General features: G+C 61.8%; 12 protein-coding genes. 6 read left to right on the forward strand and 6 right to left on the reverse strand.

The window, feature by feature from the left end; all coding sequences use genetic code 11:
* Positions 1–302 precede the first annotated feature (302 nt).
* From AB5Y95_RS03775 to AB5Y95_RS03790, 4 genes are all read left to right on the forward strand, one after another.
* Positions 303–1079 carry a DapH/DapD/GlmU-related protein gene (locus tag AB5Y95_RS03775; protein WP_201989136.1) on the forward strand — a complete coding sequence of 259 codons (777 nt, stop codon included), beginning with the start codon at positions 303–305 and terminating at the stop codon, positions 1077–1079.
* Entirely contained in the window at positions 1076–2275 is a 1200-nt protein-coding gene (locus AB5Y95_RS03780) for a glycosyltransferase (protein WP_368159535.1), read from the forward strand. The genes AB5Y95_RS03775 and AB5Y95_RS03780 overlap by 4 nt, the downstream gene beginning before the upstream one ends.
* Positions 2276–2364: 89 nt before the next feature.
* Complete coding sequence (locus AB5Y95_RS03785; protein ID WP_368159536.1) at positions 2365–4854, forward strand: hypothetical protein; 2490 nt, start codon at positions 2365–2367, stop codon at positions 4852–4854.
* An 11-nt stretch (positions 4855–4865) separates the two neighbouring features.
* Entirely contained in the window at positions 4866–5369 is a 504-nt protein-coding gene (locus AB5Y95_RS03790; protein WP_368159537.1) for a hypothetical protein, read from the forward strand.
* Here the strand turns inward: AB5Y95_RS03790 and AB5Y95_RS03795 are convergent.
* Both AB5Y95_RS03795 and AB5Y95_RS03800 read right to left on the reverse strand, forming a co-directional pair.
* Positions 5344–5796 (reverse strand): hypothetical protein, encoded by a 453-nt coding sequence (locus AB5Y95_RS03795; protein ID WP_211050248.1) that lies wholly within the window; start codon positions 5794–5796, stop codon positions 5344–5346. The two genes, AB5Y95_RS03790 and AB5Y95_RS03795, sit on opposite strands and share 26 nt — an antisense overlap.
* Positions 5780–6601: a hypothetical protein gene (locus tag AB5Y95_RS03800; RefSeq protein WP_042006394.1), complete on the reverse strand. Its 822-nt coding sequence runs from the start codon at positions 6599–6601 to the stop codon at positions 5780–5782. Before AB5Y95_RS03800 ends, AB5Y95_RS03795 begins: the two co-directional genes overlap by 17 nt.
* A gap of 94 nt (positions 6602–6695) precedes the next feature.
* Between AB5Y95_RS03800 and AB5Y95_RS03805 the strand changes: the two genes are divergently transcribed.
* Positions 6696–7544: a DUF1194 domain-containing protein gene (locus AB5Y95_RS03805; protein WP_368159538.1), complete on the forward strand. Its 849-nt coding sequence runs from the start codon at positions 6696–6698 to the stop codon at positions 7542–7544.
* A gap of 140 nt (positions 7545–7684) precedes the next feature.
* On the opposite strand, the gene AB5Y95_RS03810 is transcribed toward AB5Y95_RS03805, so the two are convergent.
* From AB5Y95_RS03810 to AB5Y95_RS03825, 4 genes are all read right to left on the reverse strand, one after another.
* Positions 7685–8113, reverse strand: a complete 429-nt coding sequence (locus tag AB5Y95_RS03810) for a hypothetical protein (RefSeq protein WP_368159539.1) — start codon at positions 8111–8113, stop codon at positions 7685–7687.
* Between the two features lie 140 nt (positions 8114–8253).
* Positions 8254–8910, reverse strand: coding sequence for a hypothetical protein (locus AB5Y95_RS03815; protein WP_368159540.1), 657 nt, complete (start codon positions 8908–8910; stop codon positions 8254–8256).
* Between the two features lie 296 nt (positions 8911–9206).
* Positions 9207–9710, reverse strand: coding sequence for a hypothetical protein (locus tag AB5Y95_RS03820; RefSeq protein WP_203976382.1), 504 nt, complete (start codon positions 9708–9710; stop codon positions 9207–9209).
* A gap of 312 nt (positions 9711–10022) precedes the next feature.
* Positions 10023–11426 (reverse strand): GumC family protein, encoded by a 1404-nt coding sequence (locus tag AB5Y95_RS03825; RefSeq protein ID WP_368159541.1) that lies wholly within the window; start codon positions 11424–11426, stop codon positions 10023–10025.
* Between the two features lie 160 nt (positions 11427–11586).
* Here AB5Y95_RS03825 and AB5Y95_RS03830 point away from each other — a divergent pair, with 160 nt between their 5' ends.
* Positions 11587–12687 carry a glycosyltransferase gene (locus tag AB5Y95_RS03830; protein ID WP_319870383.1) on the forward strand — a complete coding sequence of 367 codons (1101 nt, stop codon included), beginning with the start codon at positions 11587–11589 and terminating at the stop codon, positions 12685–12687.

Below are 12687 nucleotides of genomic sequence, written 5' to 3' on the forward strand. Positions count from 1 at the left end.
AGGCAACGGATCTTGGGTCATCTGTGGTCAGCCAATGCAAGGGGCACGCCAGCCGGTGCAATTCCCCGTGCTGCCCTGCATGTCGCGCTCTCGACCTTCACAGCAACGCACATCAGGCCCAAAATGAATCTGATTTTTGCGTTTTGCAGCCCGGCCGGCGCAATTTGCACAGCGCCTTGCCATCCCACCCCCTTGCTGGCGGCCGGCGCGAGCCGGCAGCGTGCTGAGCGTCAGTTGGCCCGATCCCTGCTAGTGCCTGACTGGTCGGCCATGACGGCAGCAGAGCCAAGGGAGAGCACACCATGAACAGCATCAGCCTGTACCGGATGAAAACCTGGGCCAAGCAAGGGGAGACGCCGCTGGCCCGCCTGCTGTGGCGCCTCGCCAAGGGGGCCCGCAGCTGGAGCTTTCCGCTCATCCCGCCCCTGCACGGCCTGCTCTATCGTCTCTATCGGCTGGCAAGCCAGACACTCGCCACCCTGACCCGCACCCTCTGGTGGACGCCGCTGTTCCAGTCCCGCCTGCGTGCCCCCGCCCCCCGCCTCTACCTTTACGGCGGCATCCCCTTTATCAGCGGCCCCGTGTCAATCGAGGTGGGGGAGGATTGTCGCCTCAGCGCCGCCATGACCATCAGCGGCCGCCCCTCGAGCAAGGGGCCCGCTCTCAGGATTGGCAACAACGTCGGCATCGGCTGGCAGACCACCATCGCCGTGGGCAGCCAGGTGGTGCTCGGCGACAACGTGCGCATCGCCGGGCGCGCCTTTCTCGCGGGCTACCCTGGCCACCCGCTGGATGCCCAGGAGCGGGCCCGGGGGCTGCCGGATCGGGACGAGCAGGTCGGCGATATCGTGCTCGAGCACGATGTCTGGCTCGGTACCGGCGCCATGGTGATGGCAGGGGTCACTATAGGCGCGGGCACCGTGGTCGCCGCCGGCAGTATCGTGACCCATAGCCTACCCGCCGGGGTGCTGGCCGCCGGGGTGCCGGCCCGGGTGCTGCGCGCCCTCGATGCGCAAGATTGCCGCGACGCGCTGGCAGAGAGTGCCGCCAGCCGCCTGAGTGAGGAGAAGCAGCCATGAAGCCGTCGAGCGCACAGCCCCAACTGGTGGTACTGGGGGAGGACTGGGGTCAGCACCCCTCCAGCACCCAGCATCTCATCAAGCGCCTGCTGCCGGACTATCGGGTGCTCTGGGTCAACTCCATCGGCCTGCGCCGCCCCCGCCTCAATGTGCGCGACCTCGGCCGGCTCGGCCGCAAGCTGGGGGCCGTGCTGCGCCGCCCGGCCAAAGGCGAGGCGCAGGCCGCCGCCATCCAGAGCGGGCCGACCCCCCAGGTGATGCCGCCGCTGGCGCTGCCCCTGCCCGGCAGCCCGTTGGCGGGGCGGGTCAACGGCCACTGGCTGGCGGCCCAGATCCGCCGCCAGCTGCCCGAGCTCGACAGGCCGCTGCTCTGGATCTCCCTGCCAAGTGCGGTGGATCTAGTGGGCAAGCTCGGCGAGCGGGCGGTGATCTACTACTGCGGTGACGACTTCTCGGCCCTGGCGGGGGTGGATCACGCCGCCATCGCCCGCTGCGAGGCCAGGCTGGTAGAAAAAGCGGACCTTATCCTGGCCGCCAGTCCGGCGCTGGCCAGCCGCTTCCCCCCCCACAAGACCCGGCTGCTGAGCCACGGGGTGGATCTCGGGCTCTTTATGCCCCCCCAAGCCAGGCCGGCGGATCTGCCGAGCGGGCGCCCCATCGCCGGGTTTTACGGCAGCCTGAGCGACTGGATAGACGTCCCCCTGCTGGCGGAGACCGCCCGCGCCCTGCCCCACTGGGATCTGGTACTGATAGGGCCCAGGCAGACTGACCTGAGCCCGCTCGCCGGATTGCCGAACGTGCACCTGCTCGGCCCCAGACCGCACCACACCCTGGCCGCCTACGCCCAGCACTGGCAGGTGAGCCTGCTGCCCTTCGTCGACAACGCCCAGATCAGGGCCTGCAATCCGCTTAAACTGCGCGAGTATCTGGCGACCGGCCGGCCCGTGGTCAGCACCGATTTTCCGGCGCTGGACGGCTATCGGCAGCTGGTGCATCTACCCCGCCCGGGCGACAGCCTGGCCCAGGCCATCCAGCGTGCCGCCCTTGACGCCCCCGCCCAGGACTGGTTCCAGCGCTACGAGTGGGAAGCGCTGACTCGCAGCGAAGGGCGCCAGAGTCGCCAGCAGGCAGTGGCGCAGCAGAGCTGGGATCACAGGGCCGACGAGCTGAAAAACTGGCTGGCGGGGCTGCTCTGATGATCTGGCTGGCGGCGTATTTGCACAGGGCATGCTGGCTGCAGGTACTCGGCCTGCTCACCCTCAGCCTGCCGGCCCTCTGTTTGACAATGGGAAGTTTGGCAATAGGAAGCACTGTGCTGGCGGCGAGCCGCCTTGATGGCCCCACCCCCTTGCCACTGAGTGGCGAGCAGACGCCCCAGCGGCTCACCTTCGAGCGCCTGCCCTGGCCCGTCGAGGCGGATGACGAACTGGTGATCGAGGGTCACAATCCCGCGGCAGGCCCCCAGACCCTGATCCTGCGGGTCGATGACGCCGCCTCGGTCAACTACCGCAGCCGGGTTAATCTGGAGCGGATCATCCCCCCGGGCCCTTTTACCCTGCGCTTTTCGTTAAGCGACTGGCGCACCGCCCAGCCCAGGGCCCTGGCCCTCGACCAGCTCACCAGGCTCTATCTCTTTATGGCTGACGGGGCGACGCCGCTCACCCTGACACGCTGGTACTGGTCCCCCGGGCTGACCCTGCCCGCCGGCACCATTGCCTTCGATCTGGGGGCGAGCGATGCCCCCCGCTTCACCGGTTTCGAGACCCTGGCACCGGGGGATCAGCGTCTGCTTGGCCACCCCAGCCCCATCTTGCGCCCCTCCGGCGATGCGCTGATCCGCGACGGGCTGCGCAACCTCGACGGCGTCAGGCTGGAGGTGCCCAAGGGGCGCTACCAGCTCACCCTCTGGCTCGACGATCCGGGCGAGTGGGAGTACCTGCCCCACCCCCTCGAGCGCAGCGTGTTGATCGATGGCGAGCCGGTCTGGGCCGAGCGGTGGCAGCCGGACGAGTGGCTGGCCCAGCGCTATCTCGCCGGCCAGCAGCAGGAGGCGCTGCCCAATCCCGACCCCTGGCTGCTGTTTGGTGCCCGTCAGGGGGGGCCGGTCAGCCTGGTGCTCGAGCACCCGGGCGGCCCGCTCACCCTCACCCTGGGGGGCAATTCGCCGGATGCGAAATTTCTCGCCGGCCTGCTGCTGGCCCCCTATCCGGCGGCGGACAAGCAGGCTGACGCCAAGACGGGCGCTCCTGCGCTGGCCGAAGCCACCCGGTTGGTGCTGGCCAAGCAGCGCCAGCTCTTTACGGAAAAGTGGGCCCTGGCCCCCTATTCGCTGCCAGAATCCCCCGCTCGTCTCACCTTGACCCCCATCGCGCCGGGGCAACCGACCTTGAGTACCAGGGCCAGCCCGGCAACCCCCGCCACTTCCGTACTGGCCGCCCGGGGCAGCCAGCTGCTGCTGGAGTTCGTCATCGAGACGCCCGAGGATGACGCAGCCCCGCTGCTGGTGATCCAGCCGCCGGCGGCCAATGGCGTTACCCTGCCGCTGACCCCCTACCACAGCCAGTGGCATCTGGTGCGCCCCCAGGCGAGCGGCACCCTGCTGCTCCCCTCGGATCAGGATCTGGTGGAGGGGGTGGCGGGGCTCACCCTCAAGCGCCGGGTGCCAAGGCGCCTGGTGCTGCATCTTCCCATCCCGAAGGATGCGCCGGCTGGGCGCTATCAGGGCAATATCCAGCTGCTCAGCCACCAGCAGCTGGTGCAACTGCCATTGGACGTCGAGGTGCTGCCCCTGATCCTGCCCGCCGCCAGCAAACCGGTCGGCATCTACCTCGACACGCCCCCCTACCTTGGCTGGTTCGGCCAGGGCCCGGAGCTGGCCAACGCCCAGCTGGCCGCCAGTCGCTGCGATCTGACGCGGCTTGCCGGGCTTGGGATAAGCGGCGTGGCCCCCGCCCTGCCCCAGGATGAAGCCGGGATGCGCACCACTCAGGAGGAGGCCATCGGCCTTGGTTTTCACATGCCGCTGCTGGCCTACGCTTCGCTTAAGCGCTGGGGCAGCGACGCCAACAGCCGGCTCGATGCCTGGCAGCAGCGCCAGGCCGCCTTTCGCGCCCAGGGGCTGCCGCCCCTGGCCTGGAGCCTGTTTGACGAGCCCGATCTCGGCGCCCTGCCCGCCATTCAAGCCATGGCCCGCGAGATGAAACACAGGGATCCTGCCGTGGTGCGGGCCGGTCACTTCAACCACCCCGCCCAGGCGCCTTTGCTTGGCGAGGTGGAGATTGCCCTGATCAACGCAGGCTTTGGCGCCGACAAGGCCGATGTGGAACGAGTGAGGGCCGCCGGGGCCGCCCCCTGGTTTTACAACCTCGGCACCCCGCGTGCCGCCGGCTTCTACCTCTGGCAGAGCGGGGCCGAGGGCTATCTGCAGTGGCACGGACGCATGCCCACCGCCCTGCCCTACGACCCCACCGACGGGCGCGAGAGCGATTTTCTGCTGCTGGGTCCGCAGGCCTGCGAGGCTCATCGCCTCTCCTACGATCTGCTGCTGCTGCAACAGGGCATCGAGGATCTGCGCTGGCTCGCCTGGCTCGAGCAGGCGGCACGCCAGCAGGTGGAGGCGGCCCTGCTGCTGCAGCGGCTGCGCGAGGCGGTGCCCACCCGCTGGCAGCAGGCCGAAGCGCTCCCCGCCAGCCGCTGGGCCAGCTTTCGCGGCGAGATTGAACAACTGGCCAAGCGCTTGAAAACATTGCAAACTGGAGCCAATTCATCCCCCTGACTGGCCAGCTTATGCCGCATCAGAACGTCACCAACATAAAGGCTTACGGGCGCCAGCGTGCCGCGTGCCGCCCCCGCCAGAGCGGGCTCGCCGCAGGCTTGTTGCTCTCTTTGCTACTTGGCGGTTGTGCCCGCCAGACGCCCACCGAGGATCCCCTGCCCATGCTGGCACAGCTGCGCCAGCAGCAGCTGGCCGAGCAGGCCCAGCTGTCGCTGACTTATCAGGAGGAAGCGGTGATGCTGGCGGCGGATCAGGAGCAGCAGCTGCACCAGTTTCTCGGCCAGCGGGATCCGGCGAAGATAGCCCTTATCAGCGGCCCCGGGCCGCAGACCGACCTTCTGGAGAGTGCGCGCCTCGCCAGCAGCCGTCTTGGCAAGCTGACCGGCCTGCTCAGTGCCCGCGCCATCGAGATAGAGCCGCGCTACGACCCCATGCTGGCCCCGAACAGCCTGCTGATCCGGGTGTTGCCCGTCGACACGGCGAGCCCTCTCAGCGAGGCTCGCCAGGCGCAATAAGGGCAAGACAGGCCGCAGGCAGCGCGACCCGATAGAGGGGGGCCGGCGCGTCGCCCCACAGCTTGTGCCAGCCCTGATTGAGCCGATACGCCAGCAGTGGCGGCTCCGGGTGCCACTGCCCCCGAAACATCACCCCCTGCAGCTGGCCAGCGCCTGCGAGTCTTACCGACATGGCCTCCCGATCCGGGGCCACCGCCATCGCCTGCAAGATCCCGTCACAATCGGGGTGGCGCAGCCGGTAGCCCACATAGGTGCCCCCCAGCAAGGGGCTGGCCCCCTGCCGCTGCCAGCCGAGCTGGCGGAGCTCCTGCAGCATCTGGCGCGCGCCATCCACCGGTTGGCGGTGCTGATAGCGCCACCCCATGGCGCCGGTGGAGGCCAGTGCCAGCAGCACCAGCCAGAGATAACCCCTAATCGGTGGTGACATGGCGCCCCCTGTTAAACAGCAGTGTCATCAGCAACAGCAGCACCAGCCACTGGTAGAGCTGGGCGAGCGTGCCGGTATGCAGCCAGCCGTACCAGCGCAGATCCAGGCTCATCAGCACCAGCCGCAGCTGGTTGCTGCCGATATAGAGCAGCAAGACCAGCCCCAGCAGGGGCAGCTGACGGTGCAGCGCCCGCCCGGGGGCGAGCCAGCAGGAGGAGACCAGCCAGGCCAGCGCCACCAGATAGAGCTGGGAGAACGAGGAGCAGCCCTTGAGCACGATCAAGGCATGGCCCCCCACCCGCTCGATGCGGTTGCCGCTTTGCACCGTCTCCCACCCCAGCAGTTGCAGCCACTGGCCCACTCCCCAGGCATCGAGCGCCAGCACGGGGCCGGAGCAGAGGGCAAAGAGCTGCTGCCCCCACAGCACGGCCAGGGTGAAGGCCACCACTATCTGTAGTGCGGCGCGCTCGTCCCAAGGCTGCTGGCGCCGCCACAGGCTCGCGGCCAACAGCAGGCAGGCCAGCGCCTTGCAACTTGCGCTCGGGATCAACAGCAGCAGCGAGAAGAGCAGCAGAGCGGCGCGGCCAGGTTGCCAGGCTGGCGCAACCCGCGATGCAATTTGCCACCAGATGGCAATCAGCAACACCACCAGCAGGTTGAAATGGCCCGTGTTGAGCCACACCATGGCCCACTGATTGAGCAGCCCCAACAGCAACCAGTTGGGCGCCCACTGCCAGGGACGGATCTCCATCGCCTCACCCCGCACTTGTTCGTTTTCATCCTGTGCGAAGACCGCAAATTTCATGCCCGCTGCTGATACCTGCAAAGTGGCACGCTTTATTCATTCTCCCCATCGGCACTGAGGATCAGGGCCAGGCCCCAAAGAGAAGGAGTGAATTATGAGACTAAAACCGTTGGCTGGGCTGGTGGGGATGCTGCTGGTCAGCGCCCCCGCCTACGCTTTGACCGAAGTGGATACCGAGCTGCAACTGCTGATGGACGTGTCAGGCAGCGTCAGCGCATCCGAATTCAACCTGCAGTTGCAGGGTTATGTGGATGCGTTTTACAGCCAGGCGGTGCAAGACGCCATCCTGGACACCAGCGACGGCAAGCTGGGCACCATCGCCGTGCAGATGGTGATGTGGAGCGGCTCCACCCAGCAGGCGGTGATGACCGACTGGTTCTACCTCTATGACATGACCTCCATCAACGAGTTTGCCGCCACCCTGGACGCCCTGACACGCCCCTACTCGGGGATGACGGCGCCGGGCTCGGCCATGCAATTCGGTGCCCTGCAGTTCGATACCAACGATTTCACCGCGACGCGCCAGGTGATGGATGTCTCAGGTGACGGGATCCAGAACGCCGGGCTGGATACTTCCACGGTGCGGGATCAGCTGCTCGCCTCCGGCATCGATACCATCAACGGCATCACCATAGGCCAGGACTACCCCGATGGGGTGCTGCAGGATTGGTATCTGAACAATATCGCCGGCGGCGAGGATGCCTTCGTCATCAACGCCACCACCTTCGCCGATTTTGGCAGCGCCCTGGAGCTGAAACTCGCGGCCGAGATTGAGGGGGGGATCATTCCGGAAGGCGCGCTGGCCGCCCCCATCGAGGAGATCCCGCTGGCGGCACAGCTGCTGCTCGGCATGCCCCTGCTGCTGGCCTGGCGCTATCAGCGCCGGACTCAAGGTCACAACCAGCAGAACGCCGGATGGCAACGGATACCGGTCATCGGATAGTTAATCACCCCTTGTGCAGAGATTAGGGAGCGGATGCTCCCTGATTTATTGCTGCAACCATGACGCTGCGGACCATGGTGCTATGACCAACTGGTGTTAACGGTCCCTCTTATGCATTTGTTATATGAATGGTGGCACACTCAAACTTTATTTTTTATTGCTAAAGTAATCAGAGCCGATGACACCCCCACAATAATACTAATAAATGCAGAAAATACTCTCTCATTTCGCTTCGCTCTCAGCTCATCAAAGTAAAGCTGGGTTTTTGCTGTCATAGTAAAAATTTTATCTGTATATCCTTTTTTACCGCTTTGGTTATGGAAGTTGTTGACCACTTTTTCACCAGAAACTTTTGCATAAAATATTGATGCAAGTAATCGTTCTTCATATGGCTCACCTGATGAGCTGCGAACCTCACAAGCTACATATCCACTTACAACAAGGCTAGCTAATGGAAAGTAATCGCGAGAATCACCATATTTATATTCTATAACAGAGCTAAGATCTTCAAGACTAGCCTCACGGTTAGTTATTACCCGTTTAAGTAACTTATGACCACTTGATTTCAAAATAAAACCCTTAAGCTAAATATATAACACCACCTTAAGAAAGGCAGGCACGTAATATAAAATGACAGCATCACACCTTAGTCACTAAAAGCTGCAAACTGAACATGTCATGTACGCCGAGTCTTTTCTTGAAAACTTTATCAGGAGAATAATTTCCATTGTTCTTCATGCCTTAAATTTACAGAGTACATATCTTTAAAGCTGTCGATAGCATCGATATAAGGCCATGCATCAAAAATCATAGCCATAGAATCGATAGCTGATTGATAAGCCCACAAGGCAAAGGCCTTCGTATTAACCACACGTTCCCAATCGAAAGGGTCATCGGAAACTTTGAAGCCATTCGAACGTAATTTATTTACTAATTTCATTTCCTTTGGTGGTAATGAAATACCGTTTGGAGACAATTTTATTGTTGATGCTTTAGGGTGAGTTAATTCATTTCTAACATCTATGACTATTTGTAGCCTTTGGATTGGTTTGGTAGCTTTAACATTGAAACCACTACCTTTAAGTGCACGATAAGCAATATCGAATTTACATAATATTGGCTTTCGTTCAGCCCTTTCAAGGTCAACAGCCATTCGCACAAGAGGATTTTTTAATCCATGTCTGAGGGCTTTGTACCCATTGCCAATTTGAACAATTTCATTTAAAAAGGCCTCAACAGCCGAAATAGATGTTGATATGGCATATAGACCATCTCTGTTAGAATCATCTATTTTAGAAATTAAACGCCGCGTATCATTAAGTAATGCAGGCGCTTTAATCATATACGCGTGTGCAGATTGACTCATTCTTTCTCCATTGCCTAACAGGGCCGTAGGTTCGATTAGCAAAGCGTAGTCGGATATTCGTGGCTTTTCAATAATATGCTTCTTTACTCACCCAAACATCCATCTTATATTGCCACTTATATGCCTCGAAACCCACTCTCTAACAAGCAGTAAAAATCACCGTTATGGACGTGCTTATCACATTATCTGAAAGTATTACCACAAGCGTCCGCTTATGCTTTGCTAATCGAACCTACGAGCTACTCCCTGAACCGACCGAAAAAGCGCAGCTGTTTTGTGACGGCTGGATATGATTATTATGTTGCCGTGTAGTTTATATAGCGCATTACAAATGAGACCAGCAGGGCCAGAAAACCGAGACCAGACATTGGTCCTTTTTCAGTACTTGTAAGGAATGTGGTAATACCTCGGAATACACCGCCAACTCCCAAAGGAACCAGTAATGGCATAATGATGTTGAGCAGCGTCAAAAAGCCTCCAGCTACCAATAATAGGTAAAGAAAACCAGTAATGAGTACAACCTCTGACTTAAAATCACCAGAATATGCGCTGCTCATTTTAAGCAAAAGGTAAGCTAGGCCAAATGAAAATAATGAAATCACAATCTTGGTCATGGAGTCTTTAAGAAATGACCATGCGCCGACTATATCTTTATCGACGTTTTGCTGAACACCACCGAAATAGCGTCCAAGAAATTCATCCATTTGCTGGCGCCATGACTTAGGAGTGAAGTAATCCCAGCCCATCAATGCAGCAGCAGCCATCTGGAAGTAAAGAATTGTTAAATCACTAAATGGCACCTACGTTCTCCTTGCAACATAAAGTAGTTAGATAGAAAGCGTGATTAATTTGTTAGTAGCGCCCTCTATTTAACTCCGCCCTACCACTCGTCACCACAACCAATAAATCATTTTAAAAATCACTGCATTGCCAACCAGCTTCTGATTTATGAGTGTATTATCAACACCCTATATCAGCCCCATTTGTACCACTGTATAAAATCACAGTCAAGAAGCTATCTGATCGGCATGAAAAAGGCCTCATCACGAGGCCTTGCTTGGAAATATTCGAGTTCAAGAATGGTGGCCTGCCTTGATGGCGGCTGGCAAATATCAACCCGGCACCTCTACCAGTGACGGCTGGGCATGGGCTGCCTGGCCGCTGTGGGCATGCACCGGCTCGCAATAGGGAATGCGACTGAGCACCGGCGCCTTGATAAGCGCTGCCAGCTGATCGGTGCGGCGCAGGCTGGTATCCGCCAGTTCAATCAGCAGGGCCAGGCCGCAGCCGAGCCCGAAGCCTCCCACCATGCCGGCGATCAGAAACAGCCAGAGCGGGTAGTTGCTGGGTTTGCTCGGGGCGAAGGGCCTGTCGATCACCTTTATCCGCTCGCCGGGCTCGAAGCTGCCGAGCGCCCCGGTCACCTTGGCCTTTTCGTAGCGCAGCAGCAGATCCTGATAGAGGGAGCGCTTGACCTCGAGATCGCGCTCCAGCTCCGCCAGCTGGCTCTCCGTTTCGCCCTGGGAGGCCACCACCTTGTTCAGATCGTCGAGCTGGGCCTGCAGCGCGGCGGCATTCTGCTCGGCCTCGGCCAGCTGGGCCCTGGCCTGATCCCATTCGGGCCCGACCGCCACGCCGGGTTGGCTCTTCTGCTGTTCCAGCTCCTGTTGCAACTGTTCAATCTGGTAGCGCAGGCTCTGCACCTCGCTGTGCTGATCGCTGTAGCGCACCCGCAGCAGGGCCAGCTCGGTTTGCATCTGCTGCAACTTCTCCTCCAGGCGGCGGGTCGTGGCCCCCTCCTGGCCGTGGGAGAGCTGCTCGACCCGGGTCTTGGCCTGCTGCAACTGAAGCAGGCTCTCGGCGTGGCGATCTTTCAGGCCGTAGAGCCGGGCGGCGTTGGCATTTTGCTGATCCGGCAGGGCGCTGGCATGTTCGCGCTTGAAATCCGCCAGCAGCTGTTCGGCCCCCTGCAGCTCGCTGCGCCGGCTGTCGAGCTGGCTTTGCAGGAAGCGCTCGGAGGACTCGGCCGACTGGCGCCCCTTGTTCAAAAGGTTGAAAAAGAAGCGACGCGAGACGGCCTCCAGCAGGCCGGCACTGCTCTCTGCCGAGTCGGCTTTGACCTTCAGCTCGATCACCTCGTCCCCGATAAGACGGATGGAGACGGACGCCGAGAGCCAGTCCATGATGGCGTCGCGCTTGGCCGGCGGGGTGTTGTCATCCACCAGCTTGCGGTCCCGCGCCACCCCGTCCATCACGTAGCGGCTGCGCAACATGGCCTCCAGCACCGCGAAACGATCCTTGAGGCTCTCCTGGGTGATCAGATCCTTGAGGGTCGGCGTCTGGTTGGAATCCTGCGGCACCATGAAGGTGGTGCGGCTCTCGTACACCTTGGGGCTCAGCACACCGATCGCCATCCCCACCAGCGGCATGACCAGGGCCGGCATCAGGATGAGATAACGGCGCCGCCAGGCGGCGAAGAGGATGATGTAGAGGTTGTAGTAGAACTGGACCGGCATGGTGTCACTCCCCTCAAGGCAGGTATGGCATTCCACGAATAGTTGGGGAAATGCAAGGGTAATGCCAGCAAGCGGGCCAATATGGCAGACGTTGTGGTACAGGATTCGCATAGTCCCGCCAAGGGGCCCGGGAAGGGCCGACAACCGTGAGGAGAGCGCCATGCCCACCACCGCCCGGTCAGCCAGCACCGCCATCGTGCAAATCGTCCAGCACCTGCAGCCAGGAGGGCTGGAGACCATGGTGCTCAACCTCAGCCAGGCCAATGAGTGCCACCAACCCATGCACATCGTCTCGCTGGAGGGGAGCAAGGAGGCGCTGCTCGCCGCCTGGCCCGCCCTGCATCCGTTCGCCGGGCGGATCCACTGTCTGGACAAGCCCGCCGGCTGGTCGCTGACCACCCTCTATCGCCTCATCCGCTTGCTGCGCCAGCTGCGCCCGGCAGCGGTGCACACCCACCATCTGGGCCCGCTGCTCTATGGCGGACTGGCTGCCCGGCTGGCCCGGGTGGCGAGCCTTATCCACACCGAGCATGACGCCTGGTATCTCGACGATCCCCGCCAGCGCCAGCTGGCCGGGCTTGGGCTGCGCACCTTGCGGCCCACCCTGGTGGCAGACGCTACCCCGGTGGCGCACCAGCTGCAGGCGAGGCTCGGCGCCATCCAGGCCCAGGTGATCCCCAACGGCATCGACGAGGGGCGCTTTGTCCCCGGCCCAGCCGAGCTGGCGCGCCAGGCGCTGGGCTTGCCCCTCGGGGTCAGGCTCATCGGCTGCGCCGCCCGCCTTGAGACGGTCAAGGGTCACCACCTGCTGCTGGAGGCCGTGGCGCGGCTCTCCCCCGAGGTGCATCTTGCACTGGCCGGGGTGGGCAGTTTGCAAAATGCGTTGCAGCAGCAGTGCCGACTGCTGGGGATTGCCCATCGGGTGCACTTTCTCGGTCTGGTGGAACAGATGCCCCGCTTCTATCAGGGGCTGGATCTCTTCTGCCTGCCGTCGCTGGCGGAGGGGATGCCATTGTGCGTGCTGGAGGCCCAGGCCTGCGGCGTGCCGGTGGTGATGAGCGCGGTGGGGGCCGCCGCCGATATCGTCTGCCCGGCCAGCGGTCAGCTGCTGGAGACGCGAGATCCGGCTCTGCTGGCGCAACTTCTGGCACAGGGGTTGCTCAACTCTCGTGGCCTGCGCACCGTCACCCGTGAATTTGTCTGTGAACAGGGCAGCCTGAGCCGGATGGCTCAAGCCTATCAGGCGCTGTACGCCCGCTGA

Origin of the sequence: Aeromonas sp. R5-3 (assembly GCF_040908225.1) — a bacterium.
GTDB lineage: Bacteria > Pseudomonadota > Gammaproteobacteria > Enterobacterales > Aeromonadaceae > Aeromonas > Aeromonas dhakensis.

Bases quoted from the DNA above. Each gene is read 5' to 3' on its own strand.
- AB5Y95_RS03780 (WP_368159535.1), top strand. From the start codon at position 1,076: ATGAAGCCGTCGAGCGCACAGCCCCAACTGGTGGTACTGGGGGAGGAC.
- AB5Y95_RS03805 (WP_368159538.1), top strand. From the start codon at position 6,696: ATGAGACTAAAACCGTTGGCTGGGCTGGTGGGGATGCTGCTGGTCAGC.
- AB5Y95_RS03795 (WP_211050248.1), bottom strand. From the start codon at position 5,796: ATGTCACCACCGATTAGGGGTTATCTCTGGCTGGTGCTGCTGGCACTG.
- AB5Y95_RS03815 (WP_368159540.1), bottom strand. From the start codon at position 8,910: ATGAGTCAATCTGCACACGCGTATATGATTAAAGCGCCTGCATTACTT.
- AB5Y95_RS03775 (WP_201989136.1), top strand. From the start codon at position 303: ATGAACAGCATCAGCCTGTACCGGATGAAAACCTGGGCCAAGCAAGGG.
- AB5Y95_RS03825 (WP_368159541.1), bottom strand. From the start codon at position 11,426: ATGCCGGTCCAGTTCTACTACAACCTCTACATCATCCTCTTCGCCGCC.
- AB5Y95_RS03830 (WP_319870383.1), top strand. From the start codon at position 11,587: ATGCCCACCACCGCCCGGTCAGCCAGCACCGCCATCGTGCAAATCGTC.
- AB5Y95_RS03790 (WP_368159537.1), top strand. From the start codon at position 4,866: ATGCCGCATCAGAACGTCACCAACATAAAGGCTTACGGGCGCCAGCGT.
- AB5Y95_RS03785 (WP_368159536.1), top strand. From the start codon at position 2,365: ATGGGAAGTTTGGCAATAGGAAGCACTGTGCTGGCGGCGAGCCGCCTT.
- AB5Y95_RS03800 (WP_042006394.1), bottom strand. From the start codon at position 6,601: ATGAAATTTGCGGTCTTCGCACAGGATGAAAACGAACAAGTGCGGGGT.